The organism is Streptomyces sp. PH10-H1 (assembly GCF_030063355.1).
Classification (GTDB): domain Bacteria; phylum Actinomycetota; class Actinomycetes; order Streptomycetales; family Streptomycetaceae; genus Actinacidiphila.
This window is the reverse complement of record NZ_JASISZ010000005.1, coordinates 111,683-135,743: the sequence shown is the minus strand read 5'-3', so window position 1 is coordinate 135,743 and position 24,061 is coordinate 111,683. Positions and strand designations below refer to the sequence as shown.

Annotated in this window: 23 protein-coding genes; 16 read left to right on the top strand and 7 right to left on the bottom strand. The window is 68.5% G+C overall.

Annotation, left to right across the window (positions count from 1 at the left end; all coding sequences use genetic code 11):
* Positions 1 to 280: 280 nt before the first annotated feature.
* The 11 genes from QMK24_RS05495 (at position 281) to QMK24_RS05445 (ending at position 11,207) form a co-directional block, all read left to right on the top strand.
* Positions 281 to 1,240, top strand: coding sequence for an ABC transporter ATP-binding protein (locus QMK24_RS05495; RefSeq protein WP_283464065.1), 960 nt, complete (start codon positions 281 to 283; stop codon positions 1,238 to 1,240).
* Positions 1,237 to 2,007 (top strand): MlaE family ABC transporter permease, encoded by a 771-nt coding sequence (locus QMK24_RS05490; RefSeq protein WP_283463990.1) that lies wholly within the window; start codon positions 1,237 to 1,239, stop codon positions 2,005 to 2,007. Before QMK24_RS05495 ends, QMK24_RS05490 begins: the two co-directional genes overlap by 4 nt.
* Before the next feature lie 2 nt (positions 2,008 to 2,009).
* A complete protein-coding gene (locus QMK24_RS05485; RefSeq protein ID WP_283463989.1) occupies positions 2,010 to 2,837 on the top strand; it encodes an MlaE family ABC transporter permease in 828 nt (275 codons plus the stop codon).
* A 6-nt stretch (positions 2,838 to 2,843) separates the two neighbouring features.
* Complete coding sequence (locus tag QMK24_RS05480) at positions 2,844 to 4,079, top strand: MCE family protein (RefSeq protein ID WP_283463988.1); 1,236 nt, start codon at positions 2,844 to 2,846, stop codon at positions 4,077 to 4,079.
* Positions 4,076 to 5,104: an MCE family protein gene (locus QMK24_RS05475; RefSeq protein ID WP_283463987.1), complete on the top strand. Its 1,029-nt coding sequence runs from the start codon at positions 4,076 to 4,078 to the stop codon at positions 5,102 to 5,104. Before QMK24_RS05480 ends, QMK24_RS05475 begins: the two co-directional genes overlap by 4 nt.
* Entirely contained in the window at positions 5,101 to 6,105 is a 1,005-nt protein-coding gene (locus QMK24_RS05470) for an MCE family protein (protein ID WP_283463985.1), read from the top strand. The genes QMK24_RS05475 and QMK24_RS05470 overlap by 4 nt, the downstream gene beginning before the upstream one ends.
* Positions 6,102 to 7,271 (top strand): MCE family protein, encoded by a 1,170-nt coding sequence (locus QMK24_RS05465; protein ID WP_283463984.1) that lies wholly within the window; start codon positions 6,102 to 6,104, stop codon positions 7,269 to 7,271. Before QMK24_RS05470 ends, QMK24_RS05465 begins: the two co-directional genes overlap by 4 nt.
* Positions 7,268 to 8,575, top strand: coding sequence for an MCE family protein (locus QMK24_RS05460; protein WP_283463983.1), 1,308 nt, complete (start codon positions 7,268 to 7,270; stop codon positions 8,573 to 8,575). Before QMK24_RS05465 ends, QMK24_RS05460 begins: the two co-directional genes overlap by 4 nt.
* Complete coding sequence (locus QMK24_RS05455) at positions 8,572 to 9,846, top strand: MCE family protein (RefSeq protein WP_283463982.1); 1,275 nt, start codon at positions 8,572 to 8,574, stop codon at positions 9,844 to 9,846. The genes QMK24_RS05460 and QMK24_RS05455 overlap by 4 nt, the downstream gene beginning before the upstream one ends.
* The gene (locus QMK24_RS05450) at positions 9,819 to 10,409 is read left to right on the top strand and encodes an Rv1363c family protein (protein WP_283463981.1); all 591 of its coding nucleotides are present in this window, start codon (positions 9,819 to 9,821) and stop codon (positions 10,407 to 10,409) included. Before QMK24_RS05455 ends, QMK24_RS05450 begins: the two co-directional genes overlap by 28 nt.
* Positions 10,410 to 10,511: 102 nt before the next feature.
* Entirely contained in the window at positions 10,512 to 11,207 is a 696-nt protein-coding gene (locus tag QMK24_RS05445) for a hypothetical protein (protein ID WP_283463980.1), read from the top strand.
* Between the two features lie 219 nt (positions 11,208 to 11,426).
* Here the strand turns inward: QMK24_RS05445 and QMK24_RS05440 are convergent, their stop codons facing one another.
* The 3 genes from QMK24_RS05440 to QMK24_RS05430 form a co-directional block, all read right to left on the bottom strand.
* On the bottom strand, positions 11,427 to 12,470 hold the full coding sequence (locus tag QMK24_RS05440) for an ABC transporter substrate-binding protein (RefSeq protein ID WP_283463979.1): 1,044 nt from the start codon (positions 12,468 to 12,470) through the stop codon (positions 11,427 to 11,429).
* 73 nt (positions 12,471 to 12,543) lie between these two features.
* The gene (locus QMK24_RS05435) at positions 12,544 to 13,539 is read right to left on the bottom strand and encodes an ABC transporter permease (RefSeq protein WP_283463978.1); all 996 of its coding nucleotides are present in this window, start codon (positions 13,537 to 13,539) and stop codon (positions 12,544 to 12,546) included.
* Positions 13,536 to 14,381 (bottom strand): ABC transporter ATP-binding protein, encoded by an 846-nt coding sequence (locus QMK24_RS05430; RefSeq protein ID WP_283463977.1) that lies wholly within the window; start codon positions 14,379 to 14,381, stop codon positions 13,536 to 13,538. Before QMK24_RS05430 ends, QMK24_RS05435 begins: the two co-directional genes overlap by 4 nt.
* 299 nt (positions 14,382 to 14,680) lie before the next feature.
* Here QMK24_RS05430 and QMK24_RS05425 point away from each other — a divergent pair, with 299 nt between their 5' ends.
* From QMK24_RS05425 to QMK24_RS05415, 3 genes are all read left to right on the top strand, one after another.
* Complete coding sequence (locus QMK24_RS05425; RefSeq protein ID WP_283463976.1) at positions 14,681 to 16,453, top strand: ATP-binding protein; 1,773 nt, start codon at positions 14,681 to 14,683, stop codon at positions 16,451 to 16,453.
* Positions 16,450 to 17,136 (top strand): response regulator, encoded by a 687-nt coding sequence (locus QMK24_RS05420; RefSeq protein WP_283463975.1) that lies wholly within the window; start codon positions 16,450 to 16,452, stop codon positions 17,134 to 17,136. The genes QMK24_RS05425 and QMK24_RS05420 overlap by 4 nt, the downstream gene beginning before the upstream one ends.
* Before the next feature lie 255 nt (positions 17,137 to 17,391).
* Positions 17,392 to 17,661, top strand: a complete 270-nt coding sequence (locus tag QMK24_RS05415; protein ID WP_283464064.1) for a peptidoglycan-binding domain-containing protein — start codon at positions 17,392 to 17,394, stop codon at positions 17,659 to 17,661.
* 307 nt (positions 17,662 to 17,968) lie between these two features.
* Here the strand turns inward: QMK24_RS05415 and QMK24_RS05410 are convergent, their stop codons facing one another.
* Positions 17,969 to 18,289 carry a hypothetical protein gene (locus QMK24_RS05410; protein WP_283463974.1) on the bottom strand — a complete coding sequence of 107 codons (321 nt, stop codon included), beginning with the start codon at positions 18,287 to 18,289 and terminating at the stop codon, positions 17,969 to 17,971.
* 43 nt (positions 18,290 to 18,332) lie between these two features.
* On the opposite strand from QMK24_RS05410, the gene QMK24_RS05405 reads away from it, so the two are divergent.
* Entirely contained in the window at positions 18,333 to 18,887 is a 555-nt protein-coding gene (locus tag QMK24_RS05405) for a hypothetical protein (protein ID WP_283463973.1), read from the top strand.
* Positions 18,888 to 18,976: 89 nt separating this feature from the next.
* Here QMK24_RS05405 and QMK24_RS05400 read toward each other — a convergent pair whose 3' ends face one another.
* Genes QMK24_RS05400 through QMK24_RS05390 form a run of 3 tightly spaced genes read right to left on the bottom strand, consistent with a single transcriptional unit; the run spans position 18,977 to position 22,558 of the window.
* Positions 18,977 to 21,283 carry an ABC transporter permease gene (locus tag QMK24_RS05400; protein WP_283463972.1) on the bottom strand — a complete coding sequence of 769 codons (2,307 nt, stop codon included), beginning with the start codon at positions 21,281 to 21,283 and terminating at the stop codon, positions 18,977 to 18,979.
* A gap of 4 nt (positions 21,284 to 21,287) precedes the next feature.
* Positions 21,288 to 22,055 carry an ABC transporter ATP-binding protein gene (locus tag QMK24_RS05395; protein WP_283463971.1) on the bottom strand — a complete coding sequence of 256 codons (768 nt, stop codon included), beginning with the start codon at positions 22,053 to 22,055 and terminating at the stop codon, positions 21,288 to 21,290.
* Positions 22,052 to 22,558, bottom strand: coding sequence for a PadR family transcriptional regulator (locus QMK24_RS05390; RefSeq protein ID WP_283463970.1), 507 nt, complete (start codon positions 22,556 to 22,558; stop codon positions 22,052 to 22,054). The genes QMK24_RS05395 and QMK24_RS05390 overlap by 4 nt, the downstream gene beginning before the upstream one ends.
* 162 nt (positions 22,559 to 22,720) lie before the next feature.
* On the opposite strand from QMK24_RS05390, the gene QMK24_RS05385 reads away from it, so the two are divergent.
* Positions 22,721 to 23,998: an ABC transporter substrate-binding protein gene (locus QMK24_RS05385; RefSeq protein ID WP_283463968.1), complete on the top strand. Its 1,278-nt coding sequence runs from the start codon at positions 22,721 to 22,723 to the stop codon at positions 23,996 to 23,998.
* The last annotated feature ends 63 nt before the right edge of the window (positions 23,999 to 24,061 follow it).

Genomic DNA, 24,061 nt, shown 5'->3' with positions numbered 1-24,061 from the left:
CCTGATCGGACGCCGAGGGAAACCTGGCGAAACAAGCTCGTAAAAAAGTTACCCCTTTCCGCGACGGACGCGCCGCCCTCCCCCGTAGAGCAGATGACAGACCTGCTTGTACGGCAGGAGGGCGGCAGTGCGACATGGGAGGGACAGCCCGACTGCTGCTCGTCCATTTCACCGCAATGGTGACCCGAGCAGCCGGGTGCGCGGCACATTCCCCCCGTGATGTCCGCGCACCCGGCGCTGTCCCCCCGATCGTTCGTCCATGGCTGAAGGGTGTGACCGGATGGGAGTCGAGATCTGTGTGGAAGGGCTGACCAAGTCCTTCGGCAACCAGGTCATCTGGCAGGACGTCTCGCTCACGCTGCCTGCCGGGGAGATATCGGTCATGCTCGGCCCCTCGGGTACGGGCAAGTCGGTGTTCCTGAAGACGCTCGTCGGCTTGTTGAAGCCGGACCGGGGTTCGATCCTGATCGCGGGACAGGACATCACGCGGCTGCGAGAACACGACCTGTACGAGGTGCGGAAGCTGTTCGGCGTGCTGTTCCAGGACGGTGCGCTGTTCGGCTCGATGGATCTCTACGACAACATCGCCTTTCCGCTGCGGGAGCACACCCGCAAGCCGGAGAGCGAGATCAAGCGGATCGTGCTCGAGAAGATGGACATGGTCGGTCTGATCGGTGCCGAGAAGAAGCTGCCCGGTGAGATCTCCGGGGGCATGCGCAAGCGGGCGGGACTGGCGCGGGCGCTGGTCCTGGACCCGGAGATCATCCTGTTCGACGAGCCCGATTCGGGGCTCGACCCGGTACGGGTGGCGTACCTGAACCAGCTGATCGTAGACCTGAACGCGCAAATCGACGCGACGTTCCTGATCGTCACCCACGACATCGCATCGGCCCGGCAGGTGCCGGACAACATCGGGCTGCTGTTCCGGCGCGAGCTGGTGATGTTCGGCCCCCGGGAAGAGCTGCTCGCCAGTGACGAACCGGTCGTGGGGCAGTTCCTCAACGGCCGTATGCAGGGTCCGATCGGGATGGCGGAGGAGAAGGACGCGGCTCAGGTCGAGCAGGAGCTGGCCGAGCTCGACGCCGGTCATCACCGCGGCCCGAAGGGCGGCAAGGGTGCGTCCGGCGGTGGCGTGACACCGCGTCTGCTGCCCAGCCCCGACATCACCCGCCCGCCGCGCTGGGAGGCGATCGCCGAGCACGAGGCGAAGCTGCACCCGGGGGAGGTGACGATCGCGTGAGCCTCTCACCGACAGCAGGGCTCAGGCATACGGGCAGACTGTTCGCTCTGGCCCTGGACGTCGTCCGTACGCTACCGCGACGCCCTTTCCAGGCGCGGGAGTTCATCCAGCAGGCGTGGTTCATCGCCAGCGTCACGATCCTGCCGACCGCGCTGGTCTCCATCCCCTTCGGGGCCGTGATCGCGCTGCAGGTCGGCAGTCTGACCCGGCAGCTCGGCGCGCAGTCGTTCTCCGGTGCCGCCTCGGTGCTGGCGGTCCTGCGGGAGGCGTCACCGATCGTGACCGCGCTGCTCATCGCCGGGGCCGGCGGCTCCGCGATCTGCGCGGATCTCGGAGCCCGCAAGATCCGTGAGGAGATCGACGCCATGGAAGTGCTCGGCATCGACCCGATCCACCGGCTGGTGGTACCCCGGGTACTGGCCTCGATGGTCGTCGCGGTCCTGCTCAACGGGCTGGTCTCAGTGGTCGGTGTGGCCGGTGGCTACTTCTTCAACGTGATCCTGCAGAACGGCACGCCCGGCGCGTACCTGGCCTCCTTCACCACCCTCGCCCAGTTGCCCGACCTGTACGCGGGCGAGCTGAAGGCACTGGTCTTCGGCGCCATCGCCGCGATCGTCGCCTCGTACAAGGGCCTGACCGCGAAAGGCGGCCCGAAGGGCGTCGGAGACGCGGTGAACCAGTCCGTGGTCATCACCTTCATGTTGCTCTTCGTGACGAACTTCGTGATGACCGCGGTCTACTTCCAAGTCGTTCCGCAGAGGGGTTGACGATGGCTCTGCCGGATCGTTTCTTCACGCGCCCGCTCCGCTCCCTGGAGGAACTCGGCACCCAGCTGGCCTTCTACGGGCGCTCACTCGCCTGGACCGGCCGCACGCTGCGCCGCTACAAGAAGGAGGTGCTGCGCCTGCTGGCCGAAGTGAGCTTCGGCCGGGGCGCGCTGGCAGTCGTCGGCGGCACCGTCGGCGTCATCGCCTTCCTCTCCTTCTTCACCGGCACCGAGGTCGGCCTTCAGGGCTACGCCGCGCTCAACCAGCTGGGCACGTCCAACTTCGTGGCGTTCCTGTCCGCCTACTTCAACACCCGCGAGATCGCGCCGCTGGTGTCCGGGCTCGCCCTGTCCGCCACGGTCGGCGCCGGCTTCACCGCCCAGCTCGGGGCGATGCGGATCAGCGAGGAGGTCGACGCGCTGGAAGTGATGGGCGTTCCCTCGCTGCCGTTCCTGGTGACCACCAGGATGATCGCCGGATTCGTGGCGGTGATCCCGCTGTATGTCGTCGGGCTCCTCTCCTCGTACCTCGCCGCCCGGACGATCACTACCGGTTACTACGCGCAGTCGTCCGGCACGTACGACCACTACTTCCACCAGTACCTTCCGCCGGTCGACGTGCTCTGGTCGTTCGGCAAGGTGATCGTCTTCGCCGTGCTGATCATCCTGGTGCACTGCTACTACGGCTACCACGCGAAGGGCGGGCCGGCCGGGGTCGGTGTGGCCGTGGGCAGGGCGGTGCGCACGTCCATCGTCGCCATCAACATCCTCGACTTCTTCCTCAGCCTGGCGATCTGGGGAGCCAGCACGACCGTCCGGATCGCGGGGTAGCTGACGTTGATATCGACACAGACCATCAAGCTGCGGCTCTACGGCATCGCTTTCATCGTCGTGATCGCGATGCTGCTGTCGCTGGCCGTCGCCGTCTACCAGCAGGTGTTCACGCCGGCGGTCTTCATCACTCTGCAGGCGGACACCCTCGGCAACCAGCTCGATCCGGCCGCGGACGTCAAGTTGCGCGGCCTGATCGTCGGCCAGGTCCGCTCGGTGCACGTCGACGGTGAGCGGGCGACCCTCGACATCGCGTTGCAGCCGGAAGAGGTGGCTCTCATTCCGGCCGACGTCAACGCGCGGCTGCTGCCCAAGACGCTGTTCGGTGAGAAGTACGTCGACCTTGTCATCCCCGAGAACCCGTCGCCGCGGCACATCCGCGCCGGAGACGTGATCACCCAGGACCGCACGAAGACCGGCATCGAGCTCGAGAAGCTCATGAACGACCTGCTTCCGCTGCTGCGCACCGTCCAGCCGGCCAAGTTGAACGCCACGCTGTCCGCGTTCTCGGACGCCCTCGAAGGCCGCGGCGATGACGTCGGCGGCAACCTCACGCGGGTGGACGACTACCTCCGACGGCTCAACCCGCACCTGCCGTCGCTCACGACGGACATCTCGCTCTTCGCCGATGTGGCCGGGGTGTACGGGGACGCCGCCCCCGACCTGCTGAGGATCATGAGAAACGCCGTCGTCGGCAGCCGGACCGTGGTGGAGAAGAAGGAGGCGCTGGCGGCGCTCCTGACCGGGACCACGACCGTCGCGAACACCGCGAGAGCCGTGCTCGCCGACAACTCCCAGCGGCTCATCACCCTGGCCCGCGTCTCCCGCCCGACGCTGGCCCTGCTCGCGCGCTACTCGCCGGAATACCCGTGTCTGCTGGGTGGCCTGGCGAAGGAGGAGCCCTTGGCCGAGCAGGTGTTCAAGGGTGGCAGATTCCACATCACGTTGGAGGTCGTCCTGCCACGGCCCGCCTACCATCCCGGCGAGGAGCCGCGTTATGCCGACCGTTCCGGTCCCAGCTGCAGGGGGCTGCCCGGTCCGGGCGTTCCCGCTCCGCCGGTCAAGCTCAACGACGGTACCTCGGCGGGCAGTTCCGGCAATATCGCCGGGACTGCGGCCGAGCAGCATGTCGTCGATTCGCTCGTGGCCCCCGTCCTCGGCGTCCCCGCCGACCAGGTGCCGGCCGTGGCGACCCTGCTGTTCGGCCCGATGGCCAGGGGAACGGCGGTGAGTGTCGCATGAGGGCTAGGGAAACGACCGCGCCGCTGGTCAAGTTCAGCATCTTCGCGGTGGTGACCGTGCTGGCGACGACGCTGCTCGCGGCCACCATCGTCAACATCCGGTTCACCCCGTCGGACACCTACAAGGCGGTGTTCAGCGACGTCACGAGCCTGGAGGACGGCGACGACATCCGCGTGGCCGGGGTCCGGGTGGGCCAGGTCCAAGACATCCGTATCAAGGACAGGACGCTGGCCGAGGTCACGTTCAGCGTCTCCCGCGACCGGCCGCTGCTCTCCGGCACCAGTGCCGTCATCCGCTACCGCAGCCTGGTCGGGCAGCGGTACATCGCGCTGACCGAAGGCGCCGGGGACGGCTCCCGGCTGCGTCCCGGGGTGACGATCCCGCTCTCCCGGACCCAGCCCGCACTCGACCTGACCGCGCTGCTGGGCGGGTTCAAGCCGCTGTTCGCCGCGTTGAGCCCGAACGACGTCAACCAACTGGCGTTCGAGATCATCAAGACCCTGCAGGGCGAGGGCGGCACGATCAACAGCCTCCTCGCCCACACCGCCTCGCTCACCTCGACACTCGCCAACCGCGACCAGTTGATCGGCTCGGTCATCGACAAGCTCAACGAGGTGCTGGGCACCCTGGACAAGCGGAGCACCCGCTTCGCCGACCTCCTCGGACAGCTGCAGCGGGTGGTCTCCGGGCTGTCCGGCGACCGCACGGCGATCGGGGACTCCCTGACGAGCATCAGTGATCTGTCGGCCGCCACGACGGGCCTGCTCGCCGACGGCCGGCCGGCGCTCCAGAACGACATCGCCCAGCTGTCGAAGGTCACCGGGACGTTGCAGCACAACGAGAAGACCGTGGAGGGCGTCCTGCAAAGGCTGCCGCGCAAACTCGACCTGCTGACCGGGACGGCCTCCTACGGCTCCTGGTTCAACTTCTACCTGTGCGATTTCGACGGCCGGATCGTGCTGCCGAAGACCGCCGCTGTGCTCACTCCGGACTTCCACACCGCCCAGGCGAGGTGCGGCCGGTGATCCCCTTCCGCGAGCGCAACCCCGTCGTGATCGGGGGTGTCGGCCTCACCGTGATCGCGCTGCTGATCTTCGGGGCGTTCAACGTCCAGGATCTGCCGCTGATCGGCAGCGGCCAGAAGTACACCGCCGCCTTCTCCGAGGCGGGCGGCCTCAAGTCCGGCGACGAGGTCCGCATCGCCGGAGTCAAGGTCGGCAAGGTCGACGATGTCGACCTGGACGGCGACCACGTCCGGGTGGCCTTCCGGATCAACGGCAACCCCCGGTTCGGCACCGAGACCGGCGCCTCGATCCGGGTCAAGACGATCCTGGGCGCCAAGTACCTCTCGTTGCAGCCAAAAGGCTCCGGCCGGCTCAGCGCCGGGAGCGAGATCCCGCTGGAGCGCACCGTCTCCGCGTATGACGTCGTGGAGGCGTTCAGCGACCTCACCACAACCACCGAACAGATCGACACCCAGCGGCTGGCGACCGCCATGGACACCCTCTCCACGACCTTCAAGAACTCTCCGGCCGAGGTCAAGGCGTCCATCAGCGGACTGTCCCGGCTCTCCAGGACCGTGTCATCGCGCGACGACGCGCTGCGCGAGCTGCTCGGCCACGCGGGCGGCGTGACCAAAGTGCTCTCCGACCGGTCGGGACAGCTCACCACGCTGATCGACGACGGCGACGCACTGTTCAAGGAGATCCAGAACAGGCGCCAGGTGATCCACGCGCTGCTGCGCAACGCCGCCGCACTCGGCGTCCAGCTCTCCGGCCTGGTCGACGACAACCGCGCGCAGATCGGCCCGGCCCTGAACCACCTGAACGCGGTGGTCGCCCTCCTGCAGCGCAACCAGAGCAGCCTGGACCGCAGCGTCGCGCTGCTCGCCCCCTTCGCACGGGTTTTCACCAACACCCTCGGGAACGGGCGCTGGTTCGACAGCTACATCCAGAATCTCGTCGCCGTTCCCCCGACTCCGCGGGTCGGATCCTCCGCGCGGATACCTTCAGGAGGGTCACGATGAGCCGGCTTCGCGGGACGTTCCCGCTGAAAAGGCACGGTGTCCGCCGCGTGGCGCTCGTCGCGGCGCTGCTGATGACCGTCACTCTGGCCACCGCCTACTGGCCCCGGTCGCAAACGGTCCAGGTCACCGCGTACTTCCCCCGCACCGTCGGCATCTACCCCGGCTCCGACGTGCGCGTCCTGGGCGTCAGGATCGGCGAGGTCACGAGCATCACGCCGGAGGGCGGCAAGGTCCGCGTCGAGATCGAGTACGAGGCGGGTCGCAAGGTCCCCGCGGACGCGAAGGCCGCGATCATCAACTCCTCGGTGGTGAGCGACCGTTACCTCCAGCTGCTCCCGGTGTACCGCGGCGGCCCGGCGATGAAGAGCGGCAGCGTCATCCCCGAGCAGCGGACGGCCGTCCCCGTCGAACTGGACCGGATCTTCGACAGCCTCCATACGACAGCGGACGCGCTGGGCCCGAACGGCGCCAACAAGGACGGTTCGCTGTCCCGGCTGCTCGGGGTCGGCGCGGACAACCTGGACGGCCAGGGCGACCGACTGCACCAGACCGTCCAGGACCTCTCACAGGCCGTCACCACCCTGGCGGACGGCCGGAAGGACCTGTTCGGGACAGTACGCAATCTCCAGGTGTTCACCGCAGCGTTGGCCGCCGACGACGGCAACGTCCGGTCGTTCAACGACAGCCTGGCGGGGGTGGCCGATCAGCTTGCCGGCGAACGCACGGACCTCGCGGCGGCACTGAAGCTCCTGGCGACCTCGCTGACCGATGTGGCCGGCTTCGTCCACGACAACAAGAAGTCGCTCACCTCCGATGTGAAGGGCCTCAGCGAGATCACCGGCGTGCTGGTCAAACAGCGTGCCGCGCTGGAGGAGTTCCTGCAGGTGGCTCCCGCCGGTCTGTCGAACCTGCAGAACGCCTACAACCCGGCATCGGGCACGCTCGACACCCGTAACAACGCCGACCAGGCCCAGGATCCGGGTGGCCTCCTGTGCTCCCTGCTGAATTCGGCCGGCAAGAAGACCGACTGCAGGGAGATGCGGAGGCTGTTCGACTCCCTCCCGGATCTGCCGTCGGCCAACCCCGTCACCGGAGCCGCCCGGCCGGTGCCGGGGTCGTCCTCGGTGGACAGGACGCTCGGCGGAATTCTGGGAGGCACGGTATGAGGGGTCCGCGTACCGCGGCGCTGTGGGTCGTAGCCGCATCGGTGCTGATGACCGGCTGCGAGTTCAACGGACTGTCCGACGTCCAGCTGCCCGGCGGCGCCGCCGCGGATGGCCACGCCTACCACGTCACCGTGGAATTCACCGACGTCCTCGACCTGGTGCCGCAGTCCGCGGTGAAGGTCAACAACGTCACCGTGGGCGCCGTCGAGAAGGTGCGGCTGGACGGCTGGCACGCCCAGGTACTGCTGCGCGTCGCCGACTCGGTGAAGCTGCCGGGGAATGCGATCGCAGAGGTGCGCCAGACCAGCATGCTCGGCGAGAAGTACATCTCGCTCTCCGCTCCGCCGGACGTCGCGCCGGCCGGCACGCTCAGCGACGGTGCGACGATCCCGCTGTCCCGCAGCGGCCGCAACCCGGAGATAGAGGAGGTGCTGTCGGCCCTGTCGGCGCTGCTCAACGGCGGCGGGGTGGCCCAGCTCCACACGATCACCGTGGAGCTGAACAAGGCCCTGGAGGGCCGTGAGGACCGGGTCAAGGACCTGTTCAAGCAGCTGGACACCTTCGTCGGCGGACTCGACAAGCAGCGGGCAGAGATCATCCGCGCGATGGAGGGCATCGACAAGCTGGCCAAGACCCTGGGCGCGCAGAGCGCCACCATCGGCCAGGCGGTCGACACCATCCCGCCGGCGCTGAAGGTGCTGGCCGCCCAACGCCCCAAACTGACCCTCATGCTGACCGCCCTGTCGAAACTCGGCACGGTCGGCACGAAGGTGATCAACGCATCCCGGGACGACACCATCGCCGGCCTGCGGCAGCTGCAGCCGATCCTCACCAGGCTGAACCAGGCGGGCGACGACCTGCCCAACGCGCTGGAGCTGCTGACCACGTATCCGTTCCCGCGCAACGTGGTGGACGCGATCAAGGGCGACTACACCAACCTGGACGTCACCGCCGATCTCGACCTCAAGAGCCTCTACGGCAACGTCGCCCCCGGCTCCCCGGCACCCAAGCCCCCGGGCAAACCGGCACCGGTACCGACGCTCCCGGGGCTCCCCAAGCCCTCCGGTCTCCCCACGATCCCCAAGCTGCCTGGTCTGCCGGATCTGCCTGATCCGCCCACGATCCCGTCCGGCCCGAGTCCGCCGCCGGGCGGCACCGGCGTGCTGTGCCCCCCGGTGTGCACCAGCGGCTACTACGCCTCGTACAGCGACGGTTCCGGCGGTGGATCCGGCGGTGGATCCGATGCCCTCAGCGGTATCGACCTGTCTCTCGCGGCACTGATGACGAAGGGGATGCAAGGGTGATCACTCGAATGGTCAGGACACAACTGCTCGCCTTCGCCGCCGTCACCGCGATCGGCGTGTCGTACGTCGGTGCCGAATACGTGGGCCTGGCCGACTGGGCCCTCGGCCGCGGCTACACCGTGCGGGCCGACTTCGCCGACGCCGGCGGCGTCTTCCCCGGCGCGGAGGTCACGTACCGCGGGGTGCCCGTTGGCCGGGTGGGCGGGCTCCGCCTGGATTCCGGCGGCGTCAGGGTGGACCTGCGGATCAACGGCGGCCCGCGGATCCCCGCGGACACGCTCGCCGTGGTGGCCAACCGCTCGGCGGTCGGCGAGCAGTACGTGGACCTGCAGCCCCGTGCCGGGAACGGCCCCTATCTGCGGGACGGCAGCACCATCGCCCGCCGGGACACGCGCACACCACTGCCCACCACGACGCTGATACTCAGCCTGGACCGGCTGGTCAACTCCGTCGGCAAGGACGACCTGCGGATCACGGTCGACGAGCTGGGCAAGGCATTCGCCGGAACCGGGCCGGACCTGACCCGGCTGGTCGATTCGGGCAACGCGCTGGTCCGGTCGGCGACCGACGCGCTGCCGGAGACGACCGCCCTGATCGAGAACTCCAGGAAGGTCCTGAAGACGCAGGCCGACAAAGGCTCGGCGATCAAGTCGTTCTCCCGCGACCTGGCGGCCCTCACCGACCAGCTCAGGACCAGCGACAGGGACCTGCGCAAGCTGGTGGACGGCGGGGTGTCCGCCTCGCGGGAGCTGGACGGTCTGCTCAAGGCCAACCGGACGGCCGTGCCGGTCCTGCTGGGGAACCTGATCAGCGGGGCCCAGATCGCCGTGGCGCGGCTCCCGGCCATGGAGCAGACCCTGGTCACCTTCCCGGTGGTGGTCGCCGGCAGTTTCACCGTGCTGCCGGGGGACGGCACCAGTCACTTCGGGATGGTGCTGAACGCCGACGACCCGCCGTCGTGCCGGAGCGGATACGGCACGCAGCGGCGCGACCCCGGGGACACGAGTGAGCGCTCGGCGAACACCTCCGCCCGCTGTACGGCTCCACGCGGCGGCAAGACGTCCGTCCGCGGCGCGCAGAACGCCCCGCGGGCATCCGGGCCGGGCGGGTCCTCGTACGGCCAGGCGTCGTACCTCACGCCCTACGACCCCGCGACCGGCGCCGCCGGCGGCCCGGACGGAAGCACCGTCGAGATCGGCTCGACCGGCGGTGAACAGAGTTTGTTCGGAAAGGACTCGTGGCAATGGCTGCTCGTCGGACCGATGGCATGACCCGCCGGCTCCTGGACCACCGGCTCCTGGCCCGGGTGGCGGGGCCGCTGCGCCGGCTCCCGGCCACAGTGGTGGGCTCCGCCCGCCGCAGCCGGGTGCTCCCGGCGTCACTCGCCGGCGCGGCTGTTCTCCTGACGGCGCTTTCCGGCGACCTCGGTCTGCGGCTGTACCAGCAGCATCAGCAGGAGCGGCGCGATCAGGACATCGTGGCGGCGGCCCGCCAGTCGGCGCTCAACTTCACCTCCCTGGACTACCGGCACTACGAGCGCGACAGCGCGAACGTATTGAACGGTGCCACGGGCGACTTCAAGAAGCAGTTCGCCGCCCAGACCACGGAACTGACAAAACTGGTCGGCACCAACAAGTCCGTCTCAGAGGGACAGGTGCTGGAGGCGGGGATCGCCAGGTCCGACGGGCACTCCGCGCGCGTCCTGATCGTCGTCGACAGCAAGGTGACCAACATCGCCGCACCCCAGGGGCAGGCCCGCAACTACCGCTTGCAGCTCGACCTCGTGCTCCAGGGCGGGCGATGGCTGACGTCCGATGTCGAGTTCGTCGGCTGATCCGGACACCTCCCCCCACCCGTAACGCCAGTTGGGAGAAACATCGTGGTGAACCCGTCTGTTCGAGGGCGTGCCGGCACCGGTACGACTCGGCAGCGTTCCGTGACGGCCGCCGCCCGCGCCGCGGCCAAGCGAGCCGAGAAGGCACACCGTGCGCAGCTCTTCGGGAGAGTGGTCGTGGTCGAGCCCCCGGAGACGGCCGAGCCTCCCAAAGGGCAGCGGCAGCCGCCCGCGCAGGAGCCGCGCAAGGAACAGAGGGAGCAGGAGGCAACGGCGGCGGCGAAACCGTCCCGCCGGCGGTCCGGCCTCCTCAGCGCGGTACTCGCCGTCCTGGTCGTGGCGGGTCTGCTCGCCACATCGATGCTCGGCTGGCAGTACCGGGAGACCGAGCGGACGCGCCACTCGAAGGCGGACGCACTGGCCGCGGTGCTGACGGCGGCGCCGGTGATCCTGTCGTACGACTACCGGTACCTGGACCGGGATTTCGCCGCCGCGGATCGCTTCCTGACGGGTTCCTTCCGCGACCAGTACCGCAAGACGACCACGACCGTGGTCAAGCCGACCGCCGCGCAGTACCACGGCGTGGTCAAGGCCACCGTAGCGAAACCCCCGGCCGGTGGCGCCCCGGCGGTCTCGGTGCTCTCCGGCTCGGCCGACAAGGTGACCGTCCTGCTGTTCATGAACCAGGTCACCACCAGCACCAAGGTCGCAGGCCCGCGCCTGGACCTCAACCGCGTGCGGATGACCCTCGTACGCACATCCCAGGGCTGGAAGGTCAGCGCCGTCGACGCGCTGTAGCGTCTTTGATCAGCTGACAGATCCTGTGTCAGACGTAGTCTCTGGCGCGGGTATCTGAGGGCGTGCGTCTCGACTCGGCGGGGCCCGGACTCCCGCGGTCCGCCGAGGTCGGACGCCCTGGCGGTCGCCCGGAAGTCAGAGCGCCCGGATGACCCGACCGGGACAGCAGTATGGTCGCTGCCCGGAGTCGTCCGGCTCCGGGCAGCGACCGTCTTCAGATCACTTCGCCTTCTGGACGAAGTCGTTGGTGTAGGTCTTCGACAGGTCGATGGTGTGGCCCTTCACCGTGGGGTCGAAGGAGCTGAGCACCTTCAGCACGGTCTGTGCGCCGTCGGCGGGCATCAGGCCGTCGGGCGAATACATGCCCTTCTCGTTGTCCAGGGCCTTGGTGTAGACGTCCTTGCCGACGCCCGCGTAGTAGTCGGCCGGCATCTTGTCGGTGATCTCGGCGGCGCTGTGACCCTGGATCCACTTCAGCGTCTGGACGAACACGTTGACGAGCTTCTGCACCGCCTCCGGGTTCTTCTGGACGTAGCCGGTGGTCAGATACAGGCATGACGCCGGATATGTACCGCCCAGGGCGGCTTTGGCGCCGTCCGTCGTCCGCATGTCGATCAAGGGCTTGGCCAGGCCCTTCTGCTGGAGCATGGAGATGGTCGGCTCGGTCGTCATGCCGGCGTCGATCTGCTTGTTCTGCATCGCGGCGACGAACGTGGAGCCGGCTCCCACCGCCACCGAGGTGGCCTGTCCCGGCTTGACGCCGTTCTTCTCCTCCAGGTATTGGGTGAGGAAGTTGGTGGACGAACCGAGTCCTGTCACCCCCAGGTGCTTACCCGCGAAGTCGGCCGGGCTCTTCACGGAGTCGGCCTGGTCGCTGCGGACCATCTCGACCTCTCCGGGGGCCTGGAGCAACTGCGCCACCGATTCGGTGGACTTGCCCTTGGACTGCAGGTCGATGTTGTGGTCGTAGAAGCCGACCACCGCGTCCACCTGTCCGGCGATCATCGCGGTCTCTGCGTCCACGCCGGCCGGCTCGTTCTGAAGCTCCACATTGATGCCTTGCGCCTTGAAGTAACCCAGCTGCTTGGCAAGCATCACCGGCAGATAGATCTGCTTCTCCAGACCGCCGACCATGATCTTGACGGTGGTTTCACCGGCGGCGTTCTTCGGGGCCGCTTTGGCGGCGCCCCCGCCGCAGGCGGTCAGGGAGAGGGCGAGCGCGGCACATGCGGTGACGAGAACGGACTTCTTGACCGGCATCATTGCTGGTCTCCTTCGGGTGAGTCGAGCGGGGGACAGGTAGCGGCGGGTCGGCGCCGCGCGGCGGGGATCAAGGTCACAGCGCCGCGGATTCGGAGAGCTGGGTGGGCCGCCAGCGCAGTACGCGATTCTCGAAGCGGGCGATGATGAATTCGGCGGCCAGAGCCAGGACGGCAATGATCAGGGTCGCGGCGTACACACCGTCGGCATTGAAGAGGCCCTGCGACTGGGCGATCAGCTGGCCGAGTCCGGCCTGCGCGCCGAGCATCTCGCCGACGATCGCGCCGATGAGCGCGAAGCCGAAGGCGGCGTGCAGGGAGGCGACGATCCAGGTCATCGCAGAGGGCAGGACGACCTGCGTGGTGACCCGCCATTCGGAGGCACCGAGGACCCGTGCGTTGGCCATCAGATTGCGGTCCACCTCGCGGGTCCCCTGGAAGGCGTTGAAGAAGACCGAGAAGAAGACGAGCACCACGGCCAGGGCGACCTTGCCGGTCTGGCCGAGGCCGAACCAGATGATGAACATCGAGCCGAGAACAATGCGCGGGATCGAGTTGGCGGCTTTGATGAACGGCGCCATGACCTCGGCCAGCGCATGGATCCGGCCGAGGGCGATGCCCAGCACCACTCCGGAGACCGTCCCGATGAGGAAGCCGAGAACGGTCTCCTGCAGGGTGACGGCGATGTTGTGCCAGATGGAGCCGAGCGCGGTCCCTTCGGAGAACCAGGTCTTCAGCTGGTCGACGACGCCGGAGGGCGAGCCGTAGGTGAAGGTGTCCAGCCAGCCCTGCGAGGCGCCCAGTTGCCAGCCGCCGAGCACCACGACGACGAGGACGATCTGCACCACGTGGATGAGAAGTTTGCGACGGCGCACGCGCGCCTTGGCGGAACGGATCAGCGCCGCCTCGTCGAGGTCGGAGAGGACGGAAGGATCGGATTGGTTGGATTGGTTGGAAGGGTGGGAAGGGTCGGAAAGGCCGGAAAGGCCGGATTGGCCGGGGGGTTCGGTGTCTGCGGTCATGTTGCTGCTCCCGGGGACGGAGGGCGCTGCTGTGGAGATCAGCTCGGTCATGAGGGGACGCCCGCCTTCTGCGGGGGCACACCCGCCGTGCGGGCGTACGCCGTCTGCACTTCGTCGCGCAGGCTCGACCAGATGTGCTCGTACAGCTCGATGAAGCGCGGGTGGAAGCGGATCTCCTGGACCTTGCGGGGCCGTGGCAGGTCGATGTGGTACGTGTCCTTCACCGTGCCCGGGCCGACTGTGAGCACCACGACCTTGTCGGCGAGTGCGATCGCCTCCTCCAGGTCATGGGTGACGAACACGACGGCCGGCCGGGTCAGCTCCCACAGCGACAGCAGTTCGTCGGACATGATCTGCCGGGTCTGTACGTCGAGCGCAGAGAACGGCTCGTCCATCAGGAGGATCTCGGGTTCGTTGATCAGCGTCTGGGCGAGGGCCACACGCTTGCGCATGCCGCCGGAGAGCTGGTGCGGAAGCCGGTCCTCGAATCCGCTCAGGCCCACTCGGCGCAGCCAGTCGCGGGCCCTCGCCACGGCCTCCTTCTTCGGAGCGCCACGGAACTGCGGCCCGGCGGCGACGTTGTCCAGCACGGACTTCCACGGGAAGACGGCGTCGGTCTGGAACATGAAGCCGACCCGGGGGTCGATACCGTTGACCGGCTCGCCATGGATCAGGGTCTGGCCGACGCTGGCCTGCTCCAGACCGGAGACGAGGGAAAGGGTGGTCGACTTTCCGCAGCCGGTCGGTCCGACCACCGCGCAGAATTCGCCCGGTGCGACCGTCATGTCCAGATCGCGCAGGGCGGTGTAGATCCCGCCCGATGGAGTGCGGAACCTCTTGGTCGCACCGCGCAGCTCGATCGCGGGAACCGCGCTGCTCGCTGTCTCGTTCACTATTCGCACCGCCTTGGGACTGCTCGTGGTGCCGTTCGTTCGACCGCTGATGCGGTGTCGCGTAAAGCCGGATACACCCGGTGATCCGCTTGCGTTTCACCGGCGTTTCGCCGGCGTTTCCGGGGGGTGCCGAGAACATAGAGCGGCGGCCGCGGGGCGGCGAGCCTTGCGCGCGTTGCGCGGTTTCCCCGCATTCATCGAGGTTCTGCACGTTGTGCTCAGCGCACCGGGGGTGGACAAGGCGGCTCTCACCAGGCACGATCTGCGCAACCCCGGCCGTGCTGAGGGAGGTGCCGTCGATGCCGCTCCGTGAGCAGAACCCTTCACAGCGTGGTAACAGGAAGCTCTCCACGCGCATCCTCATCGGCCAACTGGCGATCCTCGGTGTCACCAGCGCCATCGGCTTCGTCCTGCTGGCCTTCGCCCAGCGTGCTCAGCTCGATCGCCAGTACGAGCAGCGGGCGCTGGCCATTGCGCACACCACTGCCGCCGACCCGCAGATCCAGCAGGCCATGGAGTACGGAGGCGGGAACGGTGTCGTGCAGACCATCGCCCAACGGATCCGGGCCGCTTCGGACGCCTCCTACGTGGTCGTCATCGACCTGCACGGAATCCGGCACTCGCACCCCCACCCCGATCTGATCGGCAAGCGCGTGGAAGAACCGATCATGGCGCTGGACACGAAGGACCACGCCGGGATCGACCAGGGCGCCACCGGCCGTTCGGCCAACGGCAAGGCCCCTCTCTACGGGCCCACGGGCACCCTCGTCGGCGAGGTCTCCGTGGGACTGCGCGACAAGGAGATCATCGGCGAGCTGAAGCGGGAACTGCCGACTTTCGGGCTGTTCGCCGGGATGGCCCTCGCGCTGGGCTCCGTCGCCTCCTACGTCCTCGCGCGTCGGCTCAAACGCTCCACCTTCGGCCTGGAACTGGAGGAAATCTCAGGGCTGCTCCAGGACCGCGAGGCGATGCTGCACGGCATCAGGGAGGGCGTGGTCGCCTTCGATCCGTACGGCAGGATCACTGTGGTCAACGACGAGGCCCGACGACTGCTGGGACTTGGAACCGCACTCGGCTCCCGGCTGCGGGAGGTGATCCCGGACGGTCGGCTGCGCCGCGCCCTGGACGGCAGCCTCAGCGGGGTGGACCTCACCGTGCTCACCGACAGCCACTGCCTGGCCATCAACCGGATGCCCGTGGTGCTGCACGGCCAGGAACTGGGCGCCGTGGTCACCGTGAGAGACCGCACAGAACTGGTCGGTCTGCTGCGCGAGCTGGACTCCGTACGGGGCCTGACGGACGCGCTACGGGCCCAGCAGCACGAATTCTCCAACCGGATGCACACTCTCGCCGGCCTGCTGGAAATGGGCGAGTGCGAGGCGGCTCTGGAGTACGTGGTGGGCTCGGCCGTATCAGAACCCGCGCTGGCCGAATCGGTACGGGAACGCATCGGCAACGCCCTGATGGTCGGCCTGATCGTGGCCAAGACCACGGTCGCCGCCGAGCGTGGGGTGCGCATCGAGCTCAGCGACGACTCCGCGCTGTGTGAGCAGCCCCCGCATCTGCGCCGGCTGCTGACCATCGTCGGCAACCTGTTGGACAACGCCGTGGACGCGGCGGCTTCCGGCAGCTCCGCTGCCACCGGGCCCGAAGTGCGGCTGGTACTGATCGAAGCGGACTCCGCGGTGCTGGTCAGCGTGGGGGACACCGGCCCCGGAATCCCGCCCGGCGCGGCAGAATCGATCTTCGAGGACGGCTGGTCGACCCGGCCGGACCGGGGGACAGCCCGCCGCGGCCTGGGCCTGGCCCTGGTGCACCGGCTGGTGCAGCGGCACGGCGGTTCGATCACCGTCACCGAGGGCCCCGGCGCGTCCTTCACCGTGCTCCTGCCTCTGCCGGACACCGATCCCGCTCCGCTGAGCGAGGTCTTCACGGTCGGCGCGGGGATGGCGGCCGGAGTGGGTCCAGGCATGGACGCCGGGACCGTCACGAGCGTCGGACCAGCCACGGGCACCGGGGCAGTCACGGGCGCCGGGGCAGTCACGCGTGTCCGTACGGGAGAACGGCAGTGATCAGAACCCTGGTGGTGGACGACGACTTCCGCGTCAGCGCCATTCACGCCGCTTACCTCACCCGGGCCGGCGGATTCGAAGTGGTCGGCCAGGCGGCCGGTGTCGCCGCCGCGCTGGATGCGGTCCGGCAGCACCAGCCCGACCTGCTGCTCCTGGATGTCTATCTCCCCGATGGCAGCGGTCTGGAGGTCCTGCGCCGGCTGACCGAGGACGGCGGATCCCGCCCCGACGCGATCATGATCACCGCGGCGCGGGATGTCGCCTCGGTGCGCACCGCCATGACGCTGGGCGTCGTCGGCTACCTCGTCAAGCCTTTCGGATTCGCCGCGCTTGATGAACGGCTGACGGCATATCAGGCGCTACGCCGGCGCCTGGACTCCCTTCCACCGGAGGCGGAGACCGACCAGGCCGAAGTGGACGCCCTGTTCAGTGCCACGCGGCCCACCTCGCTGCCACCCGTCCCGGCCAAGGGCCACTCGGCACCGACCCTGACCCGCGTCTGGGAGACGGTGCGCTCGGCCCGCGCCGATCTGTCGGCAACCGACGTCGCCGAACTCACCGGGGTCTCCAGGGCAACGGCGCAGCGCTATCTGTCCTACCTGACCCGGGAAGGAATGGTCCATCTGGAACTTCGCTACGGCACGACCGGCCGCCCCGAACACCGCTACCGCTCGGGGCTGTGAACTGCCCGTCAGGCGGGGGATGGCGCCCCGCGCGTAGGACTAGAGACGTCCCAAACCCCAGGTCAGGGGCGTGGGACGAGTAGGGGACGTCTCACGCGCCGAGCCGTTTGCAGCGCAGGGCGGCCGTGTCGCAAGATCCTCCATGCCGTGACGATCAAGTCAGCGGGCAGCGTCCCTCGGACGCGGTTTGGCGCCTCAGGCGTGGGGGAGTTCCCTCATGGGCAGTTCAGGAGAGATAACGCATGTCCATACGTAATGTCGGTTGACTGCTGGTTCGGGAACGACACCACTGCCGCAACCAAGAAGTGGCAGTCCGCGCACGGCTTGTACCCTGACGGCGTGGTCGGTAACGCGACTTTCGGTGCAGCCAGTTCTCACCTTGTCATGGACTCCGGCCAGCATTTCGCCATCTACAACGGCATGCTCAAGTCCGAGTATTTCGATCGCGCCGCCCGCTATTACTACGTCGACAACGGTCACGGCAATCAGATCGCCTACTACAACAGCGCAAGCGCCTGTGGCTGACCTCATCTGAGCCGGCCTTGACGGGCGCGGTCACCCGTTGACGGAGAGATGACCGCGCTCGTCGAGGCCGCTGACGAGAAGCGCTTGACCAAGACGATCGCCCGCTACGGCCACTCGCCCGGGGGCAAAGTGAACGAGCACGGTCTTTCGCGGCGTTCCGCCGCAGCAGGGGGTGGGCGGACAGAGCGTGGAGGCAGACCGCCTCGGGGTCTCGGGGCAGGCACGGCTCCGGGCAGGGGCCGAAGGTGCCGTCGTGTGTGGCCGCCCGCCCCGTCCGGTCAGGAGGTGATGTGGGGATCGCCCGGTGTCAGCCGGTTTCCCTCGCGGGTCCAGACGGTGGTGGCGCCACCGCTGGGCAGCAATGAGCGTCGGCGGGCCGATACCACTTCTCCTGCACGACGATCCGGCCTGGTGCGAACTCCAGTTGCGTGAGCGCCGTGGGGTATACGCCCGGCGGATTCTGTCGCGGGGTGATCGAGCCGATGACAGCGAGGCGGTCTCCCGCATGGATGAACACCACGTAACCGGCGACGAGTTGCCCATTCTGAGTGAATCCGTCACTGCAGCCGACGTAGATGGCAGCCTCGTCGCGATTGTCGCCGTCGGTGTCGCCGTAGACGACGTTCATCCCGTGCATGAGGCGCACCGGTCCCCATGTCCGGGAAGTGGCCGTGGCTTCGCGGGGTGGGCTGGTGAAGCTCGCGGACGCCGTGCACGCCAAGCCGGCCACGACCTGTCCCGTGCCGTACGACATCGCCAAGGCGGCGAAGAGCGCGGGCGCGGCCGGGAACGCCGTTCCCGCGACCGGCTCCGACACGGTGAGCGCGGACACCGAGCACACGGTCGGCGCGGATTCTCCGCTGGCGCAGAACCAGGGCACGATCCTGTACTGCAACTACCGGATCGGGTCCGAGCCGGTGGAGGTCTACACGGTCGGCACGGGCAAGAAGGGTGCGGCGCTCCCGATGATGCTCCCGCTGATCCAGCGCGACGCCGGGATGCGCCGCGACGACCTGGCCCCCTACGTCAAGAAGCTCCAGGACGCCCAGCCGCGCACCGGCACGCTCACGCCGAGCGGTAACGTCGTCTCCGTGGAGCTGCCGACCACAGGCTCGGGGGACATCCTGGTCGTCGTGACGGTGGCGGGGGAGGACGGCCGCACGTCGCTCTCCGCGGGAGCCGTTCAGAAGCTGGCGCAGGAACTGGCGGCGCAGGCCGACTGGTGAGGTGGGAACAACACCGGTGCCGCGGACCGGGTATGACCTTTTCCGGCAGGCGCGGAGACCGGCCGGCCGCAGTCGTCCGGAAGCCGGCTCTACCGCAGGTCCATTCCCGCGAGCGAGGTGCGGTGAGCGGCCTTTGCCGCAGGGAGGACGGAGGCGGCGACGGCGATCGCGATCGCCGCGCCGGCGGTCATCGCCAGGGAGCCGGCCGAGGGTGACCGCGCGATGCCGGCGCCGATTCCGCTCGACCGGCCCTGGAGGTTGATCAGCCAGTTCGACGCGACGACACCAAGCACGGTGCCGACGGCCGCCGCGGCCAGGGCGATGAGCCCGGTGCTGGTCGTGACGATCGCCACCGTCTGCCGGGGTGTGAGGCCGATGGATCGATAGGCCCGCAGATCCCGGCCATGTTCGCGAACGGTGGCGCTGATCACGGTGGACAGCTCGACCAGACCGATCAGGACCAGGACGGCGATGAGTCCGGCGACCACACCGCGGATGGGCAGCAGGTCCTCGGCGGGGTTGGGAACCTTACGGATCTCCAGGCCACTGTGCCCGGCGAGCAGAGCGGTTCGTACCGCGGACGGATCGGCGCCGGGACGCAGCCGGAGTTCGTAGAACTGGGCGCGGAGCGTCCTGTCCTGCTCCTGGAGGGTGTCCAAAGAGGTTGAGATGACCACGCCGTTGTGTTCCGGCTCGATGGTGCGCCCGACCAGGTGCAGGATCTGAGGCGTCCCGCCGACCGTGACGCGCACCCACTGGCCCACACTCACATGAAGGGTGTCGAGCAGTCCTTGCCCCGCCATCGCTTCGTGCAGCCCGGTGGCGGCACGGCCCTCGACCGCGGCGAAGGGGTACTGGCGTTGGGACGTGCCCACCCCGCGCAGGGTGATCATTCTGCTCTGGCCCGGCGCGAGGGCCGCGACCTCGGTCGCCGGATAGGCCGCTGCGACACCGGGCTGTCGTGTCAGCAGCGGTTCCAGACCGGTCTGGTCGGGCCCGTCCGCTCGCACGGACAGCTGCCCGGCGAGGCCGACCTGCTCGGGGGCGTTCGTGAACCGGTCGAGTGTCGCCAGGGTCCCCAGCGCAACGGTGATCATGAGCAGGGGGAGAGTCAGCCGCGCGACGGATGCGGTGGAACGCGCCGACCGGTGGGAGACACCGCGCCACCCCAGGACCAGCACGGCAGGTGTCCGGAGGCGCAGTGCCAGTCGTGCGGTGCGCGACATCCGGTGGCGGCCCGGGGCCGCGGTGCGGGCGGCGGGTATCGGCGGGACGCGACCGGCGCGCCATGCGGCGAGCACGGTGGCGGCCGCGATCGCGGCCACGGTGGACAGGCAGGTGTACGCCAGGGTCCACCGGTGTTCGGGCAGTGCCTGCCACAGTTTCATCGCCTCGCCGATCGGCCCCGGAAGGCGCGTGCCGAGCGCCTGCGTGGACGCCACCCCGCAGGCGACACCCAGCACGGCGAGGAAGGCGTGCTGGATCAGGAACATGCGCGCGACCTGCCCGGGGGTGAAGCCGACCGCTTTGAGGATGGAGATGTCCCGTACCTGGGCCAGTACCCGGCTGCCGACGCCGCCGGTCACCGCGACAGCGGCAGCCAGCAGAGCGCCGAGGCCGAAGATTCCCAGCAGCAGTCCGAGCAGGCGGTTGTCGCCCTCTGCGTCGGAGCGTGCGTCGCGCCAGGTCGAGACAGAGACCACATGGTCGGAACCCGCGGCTTCGACGGCACGCTGCACGATGAAATCGGTGTCGCCGGGGTCCTTCAAACGAAGTCCGACGGTCTGTCCGACGCTGTTCTTCCCAGCGCCCAGGCCGCTCACGGCCTGGGGCGGTGCCCAGCCGATGCCCGGCGGGCCTCCGCCGGTGAATCGCGGCTCGGCCGTCTCGGCCACCCCGACCACCCGCAGATCGCGGTCGTGGCCGGTGCCATCGGTCACCCGTAGATAGTCGCCCGGCTGCACCCACAGCGCGGCGGCGACCGACTGCTCCAGGACGACACCGTCCTGGGCGCTTCCGTCGAGCCAGCGGCCGCTCTTCAGCGCCGGACGGGCCACCTTCGGCTCTCCGGCCCCCGGTATGGCGCGCAGGCCGAGGACGGCCTTCTCCCCACCGTGCCTCGCGGTCACATTGACGGTACTGAACGGGCCCGACAACGCCTCGACACCGTCCAGGCCGGCCAGACTCGTCGTGTTCGCGTCGTCGGTGGTGCGCAGCCAGACATGGGCACCCTGGGTGGAGGTGAACAGCCTCTGCCACGGGTTGGCGGCGTATTCCAGAAGTGCGACGGACATCAGGAGGGCGACGACGATACCGGCCGTGGCCAGAGTGATCGACAGCGCTTGGCCGCGGTGGGTGCGCAGATCGGCGAGCGCCCAGCGCGCAGTGGCCCGCACCGGCTCAGCCCGTCAGTTCGACGACGTCCGCGGCGGCCACGGGCGGGACCGCCGGTCCGTCGAAGGTGGTGTCGTCGGTGATCCGGCCGTCGAAGAAGCTGATGACCCGATCGGCCGTGCTGGCCACCTTGGCGTCGTGCGTGACGAGCACGATCGTCTGGCCCTGCTGGTGGAAGTGCGAGAGCAGCCGGATCACTTCCCGGGTGCCCCGGCTGTCCAGGCTGCCGGTCGGCTCGTCGGCGAGCAGGATGTCGGGGCGGTTGACCAAGGCTCGCGCCAGCGCCACCCGCTGCTGCTCCCCGCCGGCCAGATCGCTGGGCAGGCTGTCCTCCTTGCCGTTGAGCCCCAGCAGGGACAGCAGTTCCTCACGCGCCGCACGGGCCTGCCGTGGTGTCCTTCCGGCGAGAAGAGCGGGAAGTTCGATGTTGTCGGCCACCGTCAGGGTGGAGACCAGGTTGAAGAACTGGAAGACGATGCCGATGCGCCGTCGCCGCAGTACAGCCCAGCGGGCCTCGCTGAAGCCGTCCACCCGGCGTCCGTCCAGGTGGATACGGCCGCTGTCCGGACGTATCAGACCGCCGAGCAGATGCAGGAGAGTGGACTTCCCGGCACCTGAGGTCCCGGTGACGGCGACGAACTCGCCACGCGCGATCTGCAGATCGACACTCCGCACGGCCGGCACTTGGCCGCCGTCCGTCATGTGGGTCTTGGTCAGTCCCTCGACGCTGAGTATGTGCGGCGCGGGGCCGGCGGACGGATCGCTTCGTCTCATTCGAGCTCCTCCTGACAGCGTTCCAGCCAGTCGAGGTCTGCCTGCAGATGCAGCATCGCGCCCTCGATGAGGAGCTGCGCGACGCGGTTGTCCCGGTCCTCGCCCGAAGCCAGCCGGGACATGGCACGCATGAGGTTCAGGTAGTGGCGACGCTGTTTGTTGATCAAGGCGACCGCATCGATTTGCCCGGCCTGCGGAGCCAGCGCGAGTTTCATGAAGAACTCGTCGCGTACCCGTGGCTCGTTGGACGGCTCGTCGAACCAGGCCGCGACAGCCTCGTGTCCTGCCTCGGTGAGCTCGTAGATGCGTTTGTTGGGGCGGTCGGACTGGGCGACCTCTTCGCCCGCGATCAGTCCTGATCGTTCCAGCCGGCCCAGCGTCACATAGATCTGCCCGACGTTCGGCTGAGGGTACGCCGCTCCGAAGATCTTCTCCAGAGCCTGCTTGAGTTCGTAGCCGTGAGCGGGACCCTTGGCCAGAAGAGCCATGAGAGGAAGACGCACGGTGTCGGATCTCCTCCCCGGCTACCTACTTGTTAGAGATGCGCGCCGCCTGGTGAGACCGCTGACCGCAGGCCCTAGTATCGCGCAACTCCAGCAGGTATACATGACGCGTCGGCGAAGCGGTACATATTGCGGCCGAGGACGACTGCCCGGGAGGAATCGATGCGCTGGGCGCGAACCGCGGGCAGGGTAGTGCTCGCAGGCGCCCTGCTGCTGGCCGGCTATGCCGGCCCCGGCGCCCGGGCGGCGGACGGACCGTCCGATTCCGACGGCCGCGGACCGATGACCCTGGTGACCGGCCGTGACCTGACCGGATACCTCAAGGACGTGCTCGACGGCTGGAATCGTACCCATCCCTCGGAGCGGGTGAAGCTCATCGAGCTGCCCGAGGCCGCGGACGAAGTGCGATCGCAAATGGCCGACAGTCTTCGTTCCGGGAGTGATCGCTTCGACGTGCTCAACATCGACGTGGCGTGGACGTCGGAGTTCGCCGGCTCGGGGTGGATCGCCCCGCTGGACAGCCGCGGTTTGCCCCTGAACCGCCTGCTGCCCTCCGTCGCCGGGACCGCGACATTCCACGGCCGGCTGTACGCCATGCCCTACGTGACCAACGCCGGGCTGCTGTACTACCGCAAGGACCTCCTGGACCGCGAAGGTGAGAAGCCGCCGCGCACCTGGGCCGAGCTGGAACGGCTGGCAACCACCGTCGCCGCCAAGTACGGCATCGACGGCTACGCCGGACAGTTCCTGCCCTACGAGGGCCTGACGGTCAACGTGGTCGAGGCGGTCCAGTCCGCCGGGGGCGAGATCCTGTCGGGTGAGGGACGCCAGGTGACCGTGGATTCCCCGGCGGCCTTGAGGGGCATCGATTTCCTCGTCCGGGGTGTACGGGAGGGCTGGATCCCACCAGCGGCGCTCACCTTCAAGGAGGAGGAGTCCCGGCGGGCCTTCCAGAGCGGCAAGCTGCTGTTCCTGCGCAACTGGCCCTACGTCTACAGTCTCGCCTCGGCCAAGGACTCCAAGGTGGCCGGCAAGTTCGGCGTGGTGCCGCTTCCCGGTCCTGACGGCCCCGGGGCCGGCGTACTGGGCGGCTCCAACCTTGCGGTCAACACCCATTCGCAGCACCGGCGGTCCGCCGCCGACCTGATCGCCTACCTGACGAGCGAGAGCGTGCAGCGCAGGGTTCTGACGGAGGGCTCACTGCCTCCGGTGTGGGCGTCGCTGTATTCCGATCCGGAGCTGATCCGGCGATTCCCCTACCTCCCGGTCCTCGAGGAGAGCGTCAGGGCTGCCCGGCCGCGGCCGAAGAGCGCCCGCTACGAGCAGGTGAGTCTGGTCGTCGCGGCCGTCACTCACGATGCGCTGGCGCTGCGTCTGACCCCCCAGCAGGCGATCGTGCGGTTGAACAGGGAACTCGGGGACGTCGTCCGCGGCGGTTGAGCCCCGGGCGTGAGGAGCAACCAGCGAGCCGCTTAGTTACTTGTTAACTAGCGAAGCCGCCCC